A 16091-nucleotide genomic window follows, 5' to 3' on the forward strand; every position below is an offset into this window, starting at 1 on the left:
GCATGACCCCCGTCCCCGCCGTGAGCACCATGACGCTCCCGACCACGGGAACCTCGGAGACCACATGACCCCGGGGAGCCATACGATCCGGACCCGCCGGGCCCCGGAGCGGAGGCTGGCGCACGCCATACAGCGTGTGACCTCGACTGCCCTGGGCCCGTACCAGAGTGCCATCGTCCGCATAGGCTTCTCGGCCACCTGGCTGCTCTTCCTGTTGCGCGAGTTCCCGCACCGCCGGGAGCTGTACGGGCCCGAGGGCCCCTGGGGCTGGGACATGGCCCGGCAGCTGATCGCCAACAACCATGCCTTCAGCGCCATGATGTGGTCCGACAGCACGGTCTGGTTCGAGGCCATGTACGCCGCCGCCATGCTCTCCGGCGCGCTGCTGATGCTGGGCTGGCGGACCCGCACCATGTCGGTGCTCTTCATGATCGGTGTGCTGTCGCTGCAGAACCGATCCATCTTCATGGGCGACGGCGGCGACAACGTCATCCACCTGATGGCGATCTATCTCGTTCTCACACGATGCGGTCAGGTGTGGTCCCTGGACGCCAGGCGCCTCCGGCGTGACGCCGCACGGGCCGAGCCCGGGCGGACACGGGACCTGGTGGGCCCGGTGCTGTGGTCGGTGCTCGGCGTGGTCCTGCTCGTGGGGACGGTTCTGGATCGCGTCGGCGGGGAGTGGTGGGTCCTCACCCTTCTCTGGGGGCTGTGGGTCTCCCAGGGTGTGTGGTGGGCGGTGAACCGCCATGCCCGCAACAGCGAGTTGCGCACGCTGCTCGATGTCCTCACCAACCTGACCCACAACGCCACTCTTGTCGTGATCATGGCCGAGGTCTGTCTGATCTACGCCACAGCGGGCTGGTACAAGATCCAGGGTTCGCGGTGGCAGGACGGCAGTGCGCTCTACTACCCGCTCAAGCTCGACTACTTCACGCCCTGGCCCGCGCTCTCCGGCATTCTGGCCGGCAGCGGTCTGATCGTGATGCTGCTGACCTACGGCACGGTGATCGTGCAGGTCGCCTTCCCCTTCACGCTCTTCAACCGCAAGGTCAAGAACGTCCTGCTGGTGGCGATGATGCTGGAGCACGCCGGAATCGCCGTGCTGCTGGGACTGCCGTTCTTCTCGCTCGCGATGATCGCCGCGGACGCGGTGTTCCTGCCCACGGCGTTTCTCCTGTGGCTCGGCAGCCGAGCCACGACGGGGCGGGACCGGGTCCTGCGCCACCGGAGGCGGCACGTGCCCGAGCAGCGGAGTGCGCCCGAGGAGCAGGCCGCACGTACTCTCGTCGGGTGAGCAGCGAGACCCAGGAACCGGTTCAGTACGACGAGGGCTACGGCCCCGAGGTCGGCGTAGGTCCTCATCCGCGCCCGTGGCCGGAGGGCGGTCCCTACGACCCGGAGCTGCTGGCCCATGGGGACCGGCGCAATGTCGTCGACCGCTACCGGTACTGGACGCGGGAGGCGATCGTCGCCGACCTGGACACCCGGCGTCATGATTTCCATGTGGCCGTGGAGAACTGGGGCCACGACTTCAACATCGGTTCCGTGGTCCGGACCGCCAATGCCTTTCTGGCGAAGGAGATCCATATCGTGGGGCGGCGGCGTTGGAACCGTCGTGGTGCGATGGTCACGGACCGTTACCAGCATGTGCGCCACCACGCCGACACGCAGTCGCTGACCGCGTGGGCGGCTGCCGAGGAGCTGCCCGTCATCGGGATCGACAATCTGCCGGGCGCGGTGCCGCTGGAGCGCACGGCACTGCCCCGTCGATGCGTACTGCTCTTCGGGCAGGAGGGACCGGGCCTGACCGAGGAGGCACGGGAGCATGCCGCCATGGTGTGCTCGATCGCCCAGTTCGGTTCGACCCGCTCCATCAACGCGGGGGCGGCCGCGGCGATCGCGATGCACGCATGGATTCAGCGGCATGCGGAGATCTCGGGCGAACCGGGCTGAGGCGGGTACGACCGGGCGGTGCCCCGACCCGACAGGGCCGCACAGGTCGCACCGGTCGCATCGGCAGCACCGGGGACAGAACGGTGGGCGACACAGGCGCCCGGCCCGGCCCCGCGTATCCAGAACGCGAGGTGCGGGCCGGGCACTCGTGTGCTGTCAGGCCTGGCGGCGCACCTCCACCACGCGGAAGCGGTTCGCCACGAACGCGCCGTCGCACAGCGCGGCGTTCGCCGCCGGGTTGCCGCCGGAACCATGGAAGTCGGAGAAGGCCGCCGTCTGGTTCACATAGACCCCGCCGGTCAGATTCAGCGAGAGCTGCGCGGACTCCTCCAGACAGACCTCCTCCACCGCGCGCTCGATATCCGCCGAGGTGGTGTACGCCCCGACCGTCATCGCGCCCTTGTCGCGGACGGTGCGGCGCAGCAGCTCCACCGCGTCCGCCGTCGAGTCGACCGCGACCGCGAACGACACGGGGCCGAAGCACTCCGACAGATAGGACGCCTCGTCGTCGGGCTTGGCGCCGTCCAGCTTGACGATCACCGGCGTACGCACCACGGCGTCCGGGAACTCGGGGTTGGCGACCTCGCGCGAGGCCAGGGCCACCTCGCCCAGGCCGGCCGCCGCCTCCAGGCGGGCCTTCACATCGGGGTTGACCAGGGCGCCCAGCAGGGCGTTCGCCCGAGCGTCGTCACCCAGGAGGCCGCCCACCGCGGCGCTGAGGTCGGCGACGACCTCGTCGTACGACTTCGGGCCCGCATCGGTGGTGATGCCGTCGCGCGGAACCAGCAGGTTCTGCGGAGTCGTGCACATCTGACCGCTGTACAGCGACAGGGAGAATGCCAGGTTGGACAGCATTCCCTTGTAGTTGTCGGTGGAGTCGACGACGACCGTGTTGACGCCGGCCTTCTCCGTGTAGACCTGGGCCTGTCGGGCGTTGGCCTCCAGCCAGTCGCCGAAGGCCGTGGAGCCCGTGTAGTCGATGATCTTGATCTCGGGACGCACGGCGAGGGTCTTCGCGATGCCCTCGCCCGGGCGCTCGGCGGCCAGCGCGACCAGGTTCGGGTCGAAGCCGGCCTCGCTGAGCACCTCGCGCGCGACCCGCACGGTGAGCGCCAGCGGGAGGATGGCGCGGGGGTGCGGCTTGACCAGCACGGGGTTACCGGTGGCCAGGGAGGCGAACAGGCCGGGATAGCCGTTCCACGTCGGGAAGGTGTTGCACCCGATCAGCAGCGAGATGCCGCGCGGAGCGGCTGTGAACGCCTTGCGGAGCTCCAGGGGGTCGCGCTTGCCCTGCGGCTTGGACCAGTCGGCCGCAGCAGGCGTGCGCATCTGCTCCTCGTACGCATACGCCACCGCCTCCAGGCCGCGGTCCTGGGCGTGGGGGCCGCCGGCCTGGAACGCCATCATGAACGCCTGGCCGCTCGTGTGCATGACGGCATGCGCGAACTCATGGGTGCGGGCGCTGATCCTGGACAGGATCTCCACACAGACCAGGGCGCGGGTCTCGGGCCCGGCCTCGCGCCAGGCTGCCATGCCCGCGCGCATCGCGGGCAGCAGGACGTCGAGGTCCGGATGCGGATATTCGATACCCAACTCCGGGCCGTAGGGCGACACTTCGCCCCCCGTCCAGCCGTCGGTGCCGGGCTGGTCGAGCTCGAAACGAGTGCCGAGCAGGGCCTGGTACGCCGCGAGGCCATCGGCCGCCCCGGTCTCGCCGTACGCCTTGGGGTGCTCCGGGTGGGGTGACCAGTACGCCCGGGAGCGGATCGCCTCGAGAGCCTGGTCGAGCGTCGGCCGGTGGGTCTCGGTGAGCTGCATGAAAGACCAACTCCTCGTCGAGCTGGGCAGGGAAACACGGACAGAGTTAGAGTAACCGAACGATCGGTCGGGACAAGGGGGGTCCGCAGATCCTGTGGACAACTCGTAGGGGAGGATCACAGCCATGACCGCCACCGAGGCCGCTTCCACCGGCGACGCCACTGTCACCGGCCCGTCCGGCGCGACCGACGCCGCTGCCGTCGAACCCGGTCGCACCGTGGCCGTCGTGGGCACCGGGACCATGGGCCAGGGCATCGCCCAGGTCGCGCTGGTCGCGGGCCACCGCGTGCGCCTCCACGACGCCGTCCCGGGGCGCGCCGCCCAGGCCGCGGACGCGATCGCCGCGCGTCTCGACCGGCTGGTCGAGAAGGGCCGTATGGACCCTGCGGAGCGTGACGCGGCGCGCGAGCGGCTGCAACCCGCCGTGGACCTCGCCGAGCTCGCCGACTCGGCGCTGGTGGTCGAGGCGGTGCTCGAACGGCTCGATGCGAAGCAGGAGCTGTTCACCGCGCTGGAGAAGATCGTCGCCGACGACTGCCTCCTCGCCACCAACACCTCCTCCCTCTCCGTCACGGCGATCGCGGGCGCCCTGCGGTTGCCCGGACGGTTCGTCGGGCTGCACTTCTTCAACCCGGCCCCGCTGCTTCCCCTCGTCGAGGTCGTCAGCGGCTTCGCCACCGACGAGACCGCGGCCGTGCGCGCGTACGCGACGGCCAGGTCATGGGGCAAGACTCCGGTGCGCTGCGCCGACACGCCCGGGTTCATCGTCAACCGGGTGGCACGCCCCTTCTACGCCGAGGCGCTGCGGGTCCACGAGGAGCGAGGCGCCGATCCCGCGACGATCGACGCGGTCCTGCGGGAGTCGGGCGGCTTCAGGATGGGACCCTTCGAGCTCACCGATCTGATCGGGCAGGACGTCAACGAGGCAGTGACGCGCTCGGTCTGGGAGTCCTTCTTCCAGGATCCGAAGTTCACGCCCTCGCTCGCCCAGCGCCGTCTGGTCGAGTCGGGCCGCCTCGGCCGCAAATCGGGCCAGGGCTGGTTCCCGTACGCAGGGACGGCGGGGGCGGAGCGGCCCGAGCCGCACACGGCCGCACCTGCGGAAGCACCCGCGTCCGTCACCGTCCAGGGCGACCTCTTCCAGGCCGCCGTGCTGACCGAGCTGATCGCGGAGGCGGGTATCCGGGTCGAGTACGGCGAGGATGCCGTACCCGGGTTCCCCGGCTGGATCGAGCTGCCCGGCGGTACCCGGCTCTTCCTCGCCGACGGCACGGCGGCCGACGAGGCCGACATGCCGGTGATCCACTTCGATCTCGCGCTGGACTACCGGACAGCGGGCCGGATCGCCCTCGCCCCCGCCGTGACGGTGGCGGAGGGGTCCCTCCAGGAGGCCGTCGGCCTCTTCCAGGCGCTCGGCAAGCAGGTGAGCGTGATCGCCGATGTCCCGGGCATGATCGTCGCTCGTACCGTCGCGATGCTGGTGGACGTGGCGCACGACGCCGCCGCGCGTGAGGTGGCGGGTGCCGGCGACATCGACACCGCCATGCGCCTCGGCGTCAGCTATCCGCGCGGGCCGGTCGGCTGGGGCGAGGAGCTCGGCGCGGAATGGGTGCTGGAGGTCCTGGAGAATCTGCACGATCAGTATCCGGCCGGCCGTTACGCCCCTTCACAGGGCTTGCGCAGGCATGTCGCGGCCACGGCGGCCGCATCGGAGGAGGCAGCCCCATGACCACGGCCCGGCGGGACACGTACACCCCGGAGACGCTGCTGTCCGTCGCAGTCGGCGTCTTCAACGAGCGTGGTTACGACGGCACCTCAATGGAGCACCTCTCCAAGGCTGCCGGGATCTCCAAGTCGTCCATATACCACCACGTCGCGGGCAAGGAGGAGCTGCTCCGCCGAGCGGTGAGCCGGGCGCTGGACGGGCTCTTCGGAATCCTCGACGAGCCGGGCGCAATGCGCGGGCGGGCCATCGAACGGGTCGAATACGTGACCCGCCGTACCGTCGAGGTGCTGATGGCAGAGCTCCCCTACGTCACGCTGCTGCTGCGGGTGCGCGGTAACACCAGGACCGAGCGCTGGGCCATGGAGCGGCGCCGGGACTTCGACCACAAGGTCGCCGATCTGCTCAAGGCCGCGGCCGCAGAGGGCGATCTCAGGGCGGACATGGACATGCGGCTGGCGACCCGGCTGCTGTTCGGCATGGTCAATTCCCTGGTGGAGTGGTACCGGCCGCAGGCAGGCTCCGGCTACGACCGGGAGCAGGTGGCCGACGCCGTCGTCCGGCTGGCCTTCGACGGGCTGCGCACGGCCCCGTAGCGCGTCCGCCGCCTGCTGTCCGCCGGCATCGGCCGGGGTCCTGCCGCTTCGGGCCGCAGACCGGGTGTGCCTGCCGTGTCAGCGCGTCGGGTCCGGGTCCAGGTCGGTTTCCTCGAAGACCAGCAACGTGCGCGTGGAGAGCACTTCGGGGATCGACTGGAGCTTGGTCAGCACGAGTTCCCGGAGGGTGCGGTTGTCCGGCGTGTGGACCAGCAGCAGCACGTCGAAGTCGCCGCTGACCAGCGCGATGTGCGCGGCACCCGGCAGCGCCTGGAGCTGCTCGCGGACCGTCCGCCAGGAGTTCTGCACGATCTTGAGCGTGATGTAGGCGGAGGCGCCGTGCCCGGCGCGCTCATGGTTCACGCGGGCACTGAAGCCGCGGATCACGCCGTCCTCGATGAGCCGGTTGATGCGGGCGTACGCATTGGCGCGGGAGACGTGCACCCGCTCGGCCACGGACCGTATCGAGGCGCGGCCGTCCGTCTGGAGGATGCGCAGGATGTCGCGGTCGATCGCATCCAGGGGGCGTGGGGGCGGGCCCTGCGCGGCTCCGGGCACGGCTTCGTAGAGCGTGCGGTCCTCGCCGTCGGCCATTTGTTCAGCTGTCACGTCCCCCCGCCTCTCTGTCGTGGACGACCTGTTCCCATCCCAGGCCCTGGAGAACCGTTTGTCCACAGGCTGGAGGTGCCTGTAGCCAAAATGCCCTCACGACCGAACAATCGGTAGGTGAGGCGCCTCACACTCCGCGCCCTTCCACGGGTCCTTATGCCCGCTCCCACGAGGAGGTGCTCGCGTTGAAGAAGAGCAGCATGACGGTCCAGGAGCGGCCGGGTGCCGCTTACCGGCCCACCCCGCCCCCGGCGTGGAAGCCGCGTACGGACCCCGCGCCGCTGCTGCCGGACGCCGAGCCGTACCGCGTACTCGGTACGGACGCGGCTGCCGGAGCCGACCCCCAGCTGCTGCTGCGGCTGTATGCCGAGCTGGTGCGCGGCCGCAGGTACAACGCACAGGCGACCGCGCTGACCAAGCAGGGCAGGCTCGCCGTCTATCCGTCGAGCACCGGCCAGGAGGCGTGTGAGGTCGCGGCCGCACTCGTCCTGGAGGAGCGGGACTGGCTCTTCCCCAGCTACCGGGACACCCTTGCCGCCGTCGCCCGCGGCCTCGACCCCGTCCAGGCCCTCACGCTGCTGCGCGGTGACTGGCACACCGGGTACGACCCCCGTGAGCACCGCATAGCGCCCCTGTGCACCCCGCTCGCCACCCAGCTCCCGCACGCGGTGGGTCTGGCGCACGCGGCCCGTCTCAAGGGCGACGACGTCGTCGCCCTCGCCATGGTCGGCGACGGTGGCACCAGCGAGGGCGACTTCCACGAGGCGCTCAACTTCGCGGCCGTGTGGCAGGCCCCGGTCGTGTTCCTCGTGCAGAACAACGGCTTCGCGATCTCCGTACCGCTGGCCAAGCAGACCGCCGCGCCCTCCCTCGCCCACAAGGCGGTCGGATACGGAATGCCGGGCCGGCTCGTCGACGGGAACGATGCCGCCGCAGTGCACGAGGTGCTGACCGAGGCGGTCGCACGGGCGCGGCGCGGTGGGGGCCCGACCCTTGTCGAGGCCATCACGTACCGCATGGACGCCCACACCAACGCGGACGACGCGACCCGTTACCGGGGCGACGGCGAGGTGGAAGCCTGGCGCGAGCACGACCCGATCCGGTTGCTCGAGGGGGAACTGACCGGGCGCGGACTGCTCGACGACGACACCGTACGGGCGGCGGCCGACGCCGCGGAGACGATGGCCGCGCAGCTGAGGGAGCGGATGAACGCCGACCCGGTGCTCGAACCGATGGACCTGTTCGCGCATGTCTACGCCGAGCAGACCAGCCAGCTTCGGGAGCAGGCCGCACAGTTGCGCGCCGAGCTGGACGCCGAAGGCGCAGAGGGAGCGCACGGCACGCACGGTGCGGAGGGTGGCGCACGATGAGCACGGCCACTGCCAGGCAGACCAAGCCCGCCACGATGGCGCAGGCCCTCCAGCGGGCCATGCGCGACGCGATGGCGGAGGACCCGTCCGTCCATGTCATGGGTGAGGACGTCGGCACGCTGGGAGGCGTGTTCCGGGTCACGGACGGGCTCGCCAAGGAATTCGGCGAGGACCGCTGCACGGACACACCACTTGCCGAGGCGGGCATCCTCGGCACGGCCGTCGGCATGGCGATGTACGGACTGCGGCCCGTCGTGGAGATGCAGTTCGACGCCTTTGCCTACCCGGCGTTCGAGCAGCTGATCAGCCATGTCGCCCGGATGCGGAACCGCACCCGGGGGGCCATGCCGATGCCGATCACGATTCGTGTCCCCTACGGGGGCGGGATCGGCGGCGTCGAGCACCACAGCGACTCCTCCGAGGCGTACTACATCGCCACCCCCGGCCTTCATGTGGTCACGCCCGCGACCGTCGAGGACGCGTACGGCCTGCTGCGGGCGGCGATCGCCTCCGACGACCCGGTGGTCTTCCTCGAGCCGAAGAGGCTCTACTGGTCGAAGTCCGACTGGTCGCCCGATGCGCCGACCGCCGTCGAACCGATCGGGCGTGCAGTGGTGAGGCGTCGGGGGCGCAGCGCCACGCTCCTCACCTACGGCCCTTCCGTGCCGGTCTGTCTGGAGGCCGCCGAAGCGGCACAGGCCGAGGGCTGGGACCTCGAAGTCGTGGATCTGCGCTCGCTCGTGCCCTTCGACGACGAGACGGTGTGCGCGTCGGTACGGCGCACCGGCCGCGCCGTCGTCGTCCATGAGTCGAGCGGTTTCGGTGGCCCCGGAGGGGAGATCGCCGCCCGGGTCACCGAGCGCTGCTTCCATCACCTGGAGGCACCGGTGCTGCGGGTGGCGGGTTTTGACATTCCGTATCCGCCGCCGATGCTGGAACGGCACCATCTTCCGGGTGTGGACCGGATTCTGGATGCGGTGGCCCGGCTTCAGTGGGAGGCGGACAGCTGATGGCCCAGGTGCTCGAATTCAAGCTGCCCGACCTCGGTGAAGGACTGACCGAGGCGGAGATCGTGCGCTGGCTCGTCGCGGTCGGCGATGTCGTCGCGATCGACCAGCCGGTCGTGGAGGTCGAGACGGCCAAGGCGATGGTCGAGGTGCCGTGCCCGTACGCGGGCGTGGTCACCGCGCGCTTCGGTGACGAGGGTACGGAGCTGCCGGTCGGAGCGCCCCTGCTGACCGTTGCCGTGGGCGCGTCCGAGCCCGCGGCGCCCGGGGATGCCGGGGCGACGGGGTCCGATGCCGCGGCTGCCTCCGGGGACGAGGTCTCCGGCAATGTGCTGGTGGGATACGGCACGGGTGCCCCGGCGGCCCGTCGTCGCCGGATCCGCCCGACAGCACTGTCGGGCGGGTCGGGGGCAGGGTCGGGCGGCGGGACGGGCCCGCGCGCCGGACAGCCCGCGGCCGACACCACCGGCTCGGCGAGTGCCGTCTCCCATGCGGCCTCGGGAGGAGTGGGAGGCTCTTCGGCCGAAGCAGGCCCTACGGCGCCTGGGACCGGCACCCGGCCGGGCGACGAGCACGCCTTCCCGGAACCCGTGTGGGACAGCGCCGTGGAGAGCCCGGCACCCGACGGGGTCATCGGCGAGGGACCCGGAAGCTCCGTCGCGACCATCGCCCGGGAACAGCACACCGCCGCTGCGGTCGCGCCTCGCGGCGAAGGACCCGTCGCGGTGATCTCGCCCCTGGTGCGGAAGCTGGCCAGGGAGAACGGGGTCGATCTGAGGGAGCTGCACGGATCCGGTCCCGACGGGCTGATCCTGCGGGTCGACGTGGAGAACGCGGTCAGATCCCTCGCCGCCCCTGCCCCGGCCCGGCAGCCCGCACCCACCACGACGCCGGCAGAGGTGCCCGCACCCGCGGCCGCCCTCACGGGCGCACCGGCCGCCGGGGGCGCCGAGCGGATCCCGCTGCGCGGGGTTCGGGGCGCCGTCGCCGAGAAGCTGTCCCGCAGCCGACGTGAGATTCCGGACGCGACCTGCTGGGTCGATGCGGACGCGACGGAGCTCATGGCCGCGCGCAGGGCGATGAACGCGACGGGCGGGCCGAAGATCTCGCTGCTCGCGCTCTTCGCCCGGATCTGTACGGCCGCCCTGGCCCGCTACCCGGAGCTGAACTCCACCGTCGACCTGGCGGCCCGGGAGATCGTGCGGCTTCCCGGGGTGCATCTCGGTTTCGCGGCCCAGACCGACCGCGGCCTGGTCGTCCCGGTGGTACGGGACGCCGATGGCCGTACGGCCGAGTCGCTCACCGAGGAGTTCGCCCGGCTGACCGAGGTGGCCCGCCGGGGCAGCCTCACCCCGGCGGATCTCACCGGCGGCACCTTCACACTCAACAACTACGGAGTGTTCGGGGTCGACGGATCCACGCCGATCATCAACCACCCGGAGGCCGCCATGCTCGGGGTGGGGAGGATCATGCCCAAGCCCTGGGTCCACGAGGGCGAACTCGCAGTCCGGCAGGTCGTGCAGCTCTCGCTCACCTTCGACCACCGGGTGTGCGACGGCGGCACGGCGGGCGGCTTCCTCCGGTATGTGGCCGACTGCGTGGAGAACCCGGCGGTGCTGCTGCGCACGCTGTAGCCCCGGCCGTCCGGCAGGGGTGATCACGGCCCATACTGCAGGGGTGACTGCGGATTCGGGGTACGACGCGATCGTGCTCGCCGGAGGCGCCGCCAAGCGCCTCGGCGGGGCGGACAAGCCAGGGGTGAGCATTGGCGGCCGGTCACTGCTCGACCGTGTGCTCACGGCCTGTCGCGGTGCCGGCCGTACCGTCGTCGTGGGCGACCGCCGGCCCACCGCGCGCCCGGTGCTCTGGACGCGCGAGGCTCCGCCCGGCGGCGGGCCGCTGGCCGCGCTCGATGCCGGGGTACGGCGGACGGGGGCGGGGACCGTTCTCGTGCTCTCCGCGGATCTGCCGTTCCTCGGCGACACGACGGTACGACGGCTGCTCGAAGCCCTGGACACCAGCGGGCAGGAAGCCGCCCTGCTCACCGACGGCGATGGCCGCGACCAGCCACTGGTCGCGGCCTACCGGACCGAGCCACTGCGCCGGGAGCTGGCTCTTGTCGCCACCGAGTACGGCGGACTCGCCGGGCTGCCCCTTCGGCTGCTCACGCAGGAGCTGGAGCTCGCCCGGGTCGCGGCCGGGCCCGTCGACACCTTTGACTGCGACACCTGGGAAGACGTCGCCGCAGCACGTGCCCGGATCAGGGAGCATGGGAATGTGCTGGATGAATGGATCACTGCTGTCAAGGACGAACTCGGTATCGAGCTGGATGTCGACACCGGCGTCCTGCTCGACCTCGCACGGGACGCCGCGCACGGTGTAGCCCGGCCCGCTGCGCCGCTCACCACGTTCCTGGTCGGCTATGCGGCAGCCAGGGCGGGCGGCGACAGCGCCCAGGCGGTGGCCGAAGCGGCCCGTAAGGCGTCGGCACTCGCCGACCGGTGGGCGGCGGAGGCCGAAGGCAACGCCGACGAAGGCCGGAAAGACGGGGCCGGCAGCTGATGACCGGGCAGGGCCATGGGCTCGATGTTCCGGGTGTTGCCGGACACGGCGAGGCCGGAGGGCCCGGCGCAGGTCCGGGCGACGGGCGCGGGCCGGACGTCCCGGCCAGGCGCGCCACCGATGCCGCGGGTCAATCCGCCCCGCCCCCCGATGCAGCCGACGACGGCGTCGAAGATGCTCTCGCTCTCGTGGGGCGACGGCCGGGACCGGGTGGTGCGCCGAGCGCCCGGCACCGGGTGACTCCCTGGGCCGAGGCTCGCTCACGCGCGGAACGCGCCGGCCATGCGACTCCGCTCCCGAGCCGAACGCAGCCGCTCGCCCGAGCCCTGGGGCAGGTGCTCGCCGAGCCACTGACGGCCCTCACCGACCTGCCGTCGTTCGACACGTCCGCCATGGACGGGTGGGCGGTCTCCGGGCCGGGCCCCTGGAATGTGGCGCAGGGCGGCAGCGGCATCCTCGCCGGGCAGGGCGAGCCGGAAGGGCTCGCCGACGGCACGGCGGTACGCATCGCCACCGGCGCCCGGATTCCGCCCGGTGCAACGGCCGTGGTCCGCAGTGAGCACTCCCGGACCGACGACAGCAATCGTCTGCACGCCCGGCGTCCGGTGCCTCATGGCCAGGACATCAGACCTCGCGGCCAGGAATGCCGTTCCGGGGATCAACTCGTGCCGGCCGGAGCACGGGTGAGCCCCGCCGTGCTCGGGCTCGCCGCTGCCGCGGGGTACGACCAGCTGCTCACCGTTTGCCGGCCCCGTGTCGACGTGCTGGTGCTCGGCGATGAGTTGCTCAGCGAAGGACTGCCTCATGACGGCCTGATCCGGGACGCCCTGGGCCCCATGATCGGACCGTGGCTCCGAGCTCTCGGCGCCGAGGTTCTCACCACCCGACGTATCGGTGATGACGCCGAGGCGCTGCACCGTGCCGTGGTCACATCGGAGGCGGAACTCGTCATCACCACCGGCGGTACGGCGTCCGGGCCCGTCGACCATGTCCATCCGGTACTGCTGAAGGCCGGAGCGGAGCTGATGGTCGACGGTGTCGCCGTACGCCCCGGGCATCCGATGCTGCTGGCAAGGCTCGCCCCCGGCCGCCATCTGGTCGGGCTGCCCGGGAATCCGCTGGCCGCGGTGTCCGGGCTTGTCACGCTTGCCGAACCACTGCTGCGGGGAATGTCCGGGCGGGCCGCAACCCCGGCCCCGTATCGCGCGTCCCTACGGGGCGAGGTGCAAGGTCATCCCCATGACACCCGGCTGGTGCCGGTGATGCGCCGCGGCGAGGAACTCGTTCCGCTGCACTACAGCGGTCCGGCCATGCTGCGGGGTATCGCTTCCGCGCACGGTCTTGCCGTCGTACCGCCCGGCGGGGCTGGTGCCGGTGATGAGCTGGAGGTCCTTGATCTGCCGTGGTCACCGACCACCGAAGGGTGTTTCACGTGAAACTTCCCGGCCAGGACGCCATGGCCAGGCAAGCCGACGAACAGCTGGTCACGGCGCGGGTGAGAATGCCGCGGCGTATCGTCGAGCGCCCGCTGCGGCAGGTCGGCAAACGTCTGCTGTTGGCACTGCTGGTGCTCACGACGACCGTGCTCATCGTCTATGCCGATGCCGGCGGCTACCACGACAACGCCGATGGCAAGGTCTCCTTCCTCGACTCCGTCTACTACGCCACCGTCACCCTTTCCACCACGGGGTACGGCGACATCGTGCCGCACAGCGACAGTGCGCGGCTGGTCAATGTGCTGCTGGTGACGCCGCTGCGCGTGCTCTTTCTGATCATTCTGGTCGGCACCACTCTCGAGGTCCTCACGGAGCGGACCCGGGACGAGTGGCGACTGAACCGCTGGAGGGCCACCTTGCGTGACCACACCGTTGTCGTCGGCTTCGGGACGAAGGGGCGTTCGGCGATTCAGACGCTGTGCGCCACCGGCCTGAAGAAGGAACAGATCGTCGTCGTCGACCCGAGCTCCAAAGTCATCGAGACCGCCACCGTGGACGGGTTCGCGGGGGTCGTCGGCGATGCGACCCGCAGCGATGTGCTCGTGCGGGCCGAGTTGCAGAAGGCGCGTCAGATCATCATCGCCACACAGCGCGACGACACGGCGGTACTGGTTGCGCTGACCGCGCGTCAGCTCAATCGAGGGGCGAAGATCGTCGCTGCGGTGCGCGAGGAGGAGAACGCACCGCTGCTGCGCCAGTCCGGGGCCGATGCGGTGATCACCAGTGCCAGTGCGGCGGGCAGGCTGCTCGGTCTGTCCGTGCTCAGCCCCAGTGCGGGCGCGGTGATGGAGGACCTGATCCAGCAGGGCAGCGGGCTCGATCTCGTCGAGCGACCGGTGACCAAGAGCGAGGTCGGCAAGAGCGTCCGGGAGATCGAGAGTCTGGTGGTGAGCGTGCTGCGGGGGCACCGGCTGCTCGGCTACGACGATCCCAAGGCCAGCCCCCTGCAGTTGACGGATCGTCTGATCACGATCGTGCGGGCGACCAACGCGCTGACGCCGGGCGCCGCTGACTAACGGGCCGGACGGGTCGGAGTAGCCTCGCGGCCATGCATGCGATCACGATTCCCGAACCAGGTGGTCCCGAGGCTCTGGTGTGGGCGGAAGTGCCCGATGCCGAGCCCGGCGAGGGCGAAGTCCTCGTCGAGGTTGTCGCAAGCGCAGTCAACCGCGCGGATCTGCTGCAGCGACAGGGCTTTTACGACCCGCCGCCCGGCTCGTCTCCGTACCCCGGGCTGGAGTGCGCCGGACGCGTCGCCGGACTCGGCCCCGGGGTTTCCGGGTGGAGCATCGGCGACGAGGTCTGCGGGCTGCTGGCGGGCGGCGGGTACGCGGAGAAGGTGGCCGTACCCATCGGACAGCTGTTGCCGGTGCCGGAGGATGTGGACCTGGTCACGGCGGCGGCGCTGCCCGAGGTGACCTGCACGGTGTGGTCCAACGTGTTCATGGTGGCTCATCTGCGGCCGGGCGAGACACTGCTGGTGCACGGCGGTGCGAGCGGCATCGGCACGATGGCGATCCAGTTGGCGAAAGCGGTGGGTGCAACGGTGGCCGTCACCGCCGGTGGGCCGGAGAAGCTGCGCCGCTGTGCGGAGCTCGGCGCGGACATCCTGATCGACTACCGCGAACAGGACTTCGTGGAGGAGATCAGGAAGGCGACGGGCGGCGCGGGAGCGGACGTGATCCTCGACATCATCGGTGCGAAGTATCTGGACCGGAACGTAAGGGCGTTGGCCGTGAACGGGCGGCTCGCCGTGATCGGGCTCCAGGGCGGGGTGAAGGGCGAGCTGAATCTCGGGGCTCTGCTGGGCAAGCGCGCGGCGGTCACGGCGACGTCCCTGCGAGGTCGGCCGCTGCACGAGAAGGCAGCGATCGTGACAGCGGTGCAGGAGCATGTGTGGCCCCTGGTCGGGGCCGGGACGGTACGGGCCGTGGTGGACCGGACCCTCCCGATGCAGGAGGCGGCCGAGGCACACCGGGTGCTGGAGTCGGGCGAACACGTGGGCAAGGTGATCCTGGTGGCACCTGAGGCCGGCTGAACAGCGTCGCCGCACATGTGGCCGAGGCGGGTGCCCCGGAGGGCACGGTGCCGGGCATGTGGTGCCGTCGGGCGTGCTCGCCGGGCGTGTGCATGCTGTGGGGCGTGCTTGCCGGCTTCACGGGTGCCGGGCGGGTTGGCCTCCCGAACATGCCTGGGTTCCGGACCGCTTGACCGGCTCCAGGGCGGCGCCCGGGAGCCGGCGACCGCAACGGTGCCATGACCGAAAGCAGTCCGGGCCGGGTTCCCCGGAGGGAACCCGGCCCGGACTGCTTCGCCTGCCGGCTGATTCCGTTTACAGGTACGGCCCCGAGCGGATGGCGCCGTGGGGTGCGTCGTCGTCGTCGTGCGGTGCGCCGGGCGGCAGCGCCCGACGCATCTGCTCGAGCTGGGCGCGGGCCGCCATCTGCTGGGCGAACAGCGCCGTCTGGATACCGTGGAACAGACCCTCCAGCCATCCGACCAACTGGGCCTGGGCGATGCGCAGTTCCGCTTCCGAGGGGATCGCGTCGTCGGTGAACGGCAAGGAGAGGCGCTCGAGTTCCTCGACGAGCTCCGGAGCGAGGCCGTCCTCGAGTTCCTTGACCGAACCCCTGTGGATTTCCTTGAGCCTGACACGGCTGGCCTCGTCCAGAGGTGCCGCCCGCACTTCCTCGAGCAACTGCTTGATCATGCTGCCGATGCGCATGACCTTCGCAGGCTGTTCGACCATTTCCGTCACCGGGACCTCGCGCGACTCGTCGTCACCTTGACCGCCGCCCAGCGCCATCCCGTCCTGTCCCACGATGAGGACATGGGGGCTCTCCGGCGACCGTTCATTCCTCGGCATCTCCATGCCGTCCATTCTCTCGCACATGTGCTTCACCACACGGTGTGCCCCCGTACGAGGGTGATCCACCCTCGTACGGGGCCACAGA

14 protein-coding genes are annotated in these 16091 nt (G+C 70.8%); 11 read left to right on the plus strand and 3 right to left on the minus strand.

Annotated elements, in window-relative coordinates:
* The first annotated feature begins 64 nt into the window (after positions 1–64).
* Positions 65–1297, plus strand: a complete 1233-nt coding sequence (locus AC068D_RS09435) for an HTTM domain-containing protein (protein WP_478822611.1) — start codon at positions 65–67, stop codon at positions 1295–1297.
* A complete protein-coding gene (locus AC068D_RS09440) occupies positions 1294–1956 on the plus strand; it encodes a TrmH family RNA methyltransferase (RefSeq protein WP_478822366.1) in 663 nt (220 codons plus the stop codon). The genes AC068D_RS09435 and AC068D_RS09440 overlap by 4 nt, the downstream gene beginning before the upstream one ends.
* A 156-nt stretch (positions 1957–2112) precedes the next feature.
* Here the strand turns inward: AC068D_RS09440 and paaN are convergent, their stop codons facing one another.
* Complete coding sequence (gene paaN, locus AC068D_RS09445; RefSeq protein ID WP_478822367.1) at positions 2113–3774, minus strand: phenylacetic acid degradation protein PaaN; 1662 nt, start codon at positions 3772–3774, stop codon at positions 2113–2115.
* A 124-nt stretch (positions 3775–3898) separates the two neighbouring features.
* Here paaN and AC068D_RS09450 point away from each other — a divergent pair, with 124 nt between their 5' ends.
* Both AC068D_RS09450 and AC068D_RS09455 read left to right on the plus strand, forming a co-directional pair.
* A complete protein-coding gene (locus tag AC068D_RS09450; protein WP_478822368.1) occupies positions 3899–5503 on the plus strand; it encodes a 3-hydroxyacyl-CoA dehydrogenase in 1605 nt (534 codons plus the stop codon).
* On the plus strand, positions 5500–6093 hold the full coding sequence (locus AC068D_RS09455; protein ID WP_478822369.1) for a TetR/AcrR family transcriptional regulator: 594 nt from the start codon (positions 5500–5502) through the stop codon (positions 6091–6093). Before AC068D_RS09450 ends, AC068D_RS09455 begins: the two co-directional genes overlap by 4 nt.
* Positions 6094–6171: 78 nt before the next feature.
* On the opposite strand, the gene AC068D_RS09460 is transcribed toward AC068D_RS09455, so the two are convergent.
* Positions 6172–6687 carry an Lrp/AsnC family transcriptional regulator gene (locus AC068D_RS09460; protein ID WP_478822612.1) on the minus strand — a complete coding sequence of 172 codons (516 nt, stop codon included), beginning with the start codon at positions 6685–6687 and terminating at the stop codon, positions 6172–6174.
* A gap of 215 nt (positions 6688–6902) precedes the next feature.
* Here AC068D_RS09460 and pdhA point away from each other — a divergent pair, with 215 nt between their 5' ends.
* Genes pdhA through AC068D_RS09495 form a run of 7 tightly spaced genes read left to right on the plus strand, consistent with a single transcriptional unit; the run spans position 6903 to position 15175 of the window.
* On the plus strand, positions 6903–8072 hold the full coding sequence (gene pdhA / locus AC068D_RS09465) for a pyruvate dehydrogenase (acetyl-transferring) E1 component subunit alpha (protein WP_478822613.1): 1170 nt from the start codon (positions 6903–6905) through the stop codon (positions 8070–8072).
* Positions 8069–9082: an alpha-ketoacid dehydrogenase subunit beta gene (locus AC068D_RS09470; protein ID WP_478822370.1), complete on the plus strand. Its 1014-nt coding sequence runs from the start codon at positions 8069–8071 to the stop codon at positions 9080–9082. Before pdhA ends, AC068D_RS09470 begins: the two co-directional genes overlap by 4 nt.
* The gene (locus AC068D_RS09475; protein ID WP_478822371.1) at positions 9082–10713 is read left to right on the plus strand and encodes a dihydrolipoamide acetyltransferase family protein; all 1632 of its coding nucleotides are present in this window, start codon (positions 9082–9084) and stop codon (positions 10711–10713) included. Before AC068D_RS09470 ends, AC068D_RS09475 begins: the two co-directional genes overlap by 1 nt.
* A 43-nt stretch (positions 10714–10756) precedes the next feature.
* Positions 10757–11641 carry an NTP transferase domain-containing protein gene (locus tag AC068D_RS09480; RefSeq protein WP_478822372.1) on the plus strand — a complete coding sequence of 295 codons (885 nt, stop codon included), beginning with the start codon at positions 10757–10759 and terminating at the stop codon, positions 11639–11641.
* On the plus strand, positions 11641–13077 hold the full coding sequence (locus tag AC068D_RS09485) for a molybdopterin molybdotransferase MoeA (protein ID WP_478822373.1): 1437 nt from the start codon (positions 11641–11643) through the stop codon (positions 13075–13077). The genes AC068D_RS09480 and AC068D_RS09485 overlap by 1 nt, the downstream gene beginning before the upstream one ends.
* Positions 13078–13097: 20 nt before the next feature.
* A complete protein-coding gene (locus AC068D_RS09490; protein WP_478822614.1) occupies positions 13098–14153 on the plus strand; it encodes a potassium channel family protein in 1056 nt (351 codons plus the stop codon).
* A gap of 32 nt (positions 14154–14185) precedes the next feature.
* Positions 14186–15175, plus strand: coding sequence for an NAD(P)H-quinone oxidoreductase (locus AC068D_RS09495; RefSeq protein ID WP_478822374.1), 990 nt, complete (start codon positions 14186–14188; stop codon positions 15173–15175).
* A 294-nt stretch (positions 15176–15469) separates the two neighbouring features.
* On the opposite strand, the gene AC068D_RS09500 is transcribed toward AC068D_RS09495, so the two are convergent.
* Positions 15470–16009 carry a bacterial proteasome activator family protein gene (locus AC068D_RS09500; protein WP_478822375.1) on the minus strand — a complete coding sequence of 180 codons (540 nt, stop codon included), beginning with the start codon at positions 16007–16009 and terminating at the stop codon, positions 15470–15472.
* Positions 16010–16091: the final 82 nt, after the last annotated feature.

Source organism: Streptomyces sp. NPDC043861, from assembly GCF_056435905.1.

Excerpts from the sequence above, each read along its gene's own strand:
- AC068D_RS09435 (WP_478822611.1), top strand. The coding sequence starts at position 65 with ATGACCCCGGGGAGCCATACGATCCGGACCCGCCGGGCCCCGGAGCGG.
- paaN (WP_478822367.1), bottom strand. The coding sequence starts at position 3,774 with ATGCAGCTCACCGAGACCCACCGGCCGACGCTCGACCAGGCTCTCGAG.
- AC068D_RS09450 (WP_478822368.1), top strand. The coding sequence starts at position 3,899 with ATGACCGCCACCGAGGCCGCTTCCACCGGCGACGCCACTGTCACCGGC.
- AC068D_RS09455 (WP_478822369.1), top strand. The coding sequence starts at position 5,500 with ATGACCACGGCCCGGCGGGACACGTACACCCCGGAGACGCTGCTGTCC.
- AC068D_RS09460 (WP_478822612.1), bottom strand. The coding sequence starts at position 6,687 with ATGGCCGACGGCGAGGACCGCACGCTCTACGAAGCCGTGCCCGGAGCC.
- pdhA (WP_478822613.1), top strand. The coding sequence starts at position 6,903 with ATGACGGTCCAGGAGCGGCCGGGTGCCGCTTACCGGCCCACCCCGCCC.
- AC068D_RS09470 (WP_478822370.1), top strand. The coding sequence starts at position 8,069 with ATGAGCACGGCCACTGCCAGGCAGACCAAGCCCGCCACGATGGCGCAG.
- AC068D_RS09475 (WP_478822371.1), top strand. The coding sequence starts at position 9,082 with ATGGCCCAGGTGCTCGAATTCAAGCTGCCCGACCTCGGTGAAGGACTG.
- AC068D_RS09485 (WP_478822373.1), top strand. The coding sequence starts at position 11,641 with ATGACCGGGCAGGGCCATGGGCTCGATGTTCCGGGTGTTGCCGGACAC.
- AC068D_RS09490 (WP_478822614.1), top strand. The coding sequence starts at position 13,098 with ATGGCCAGGCAAGCCGACGAACAGCTGGTCACGGCGCGGGTGAGAATG.
- AC068D_RS09495 (WP_478822374.1), top strand. The coding sequence starts at position 14,186 with ATGCATGCGATCACGATTCCCGAACCAGGTGGTCCCGAGGCTCTGGTG.
- AC068D_RS09500 (WP_478822375.1), bottom strand. The coding sequence starts at position 16,009 with ATGGAGATGCCGAGGAATGAACGGTCGCCGGAGAGCCCCCATGTCCTC.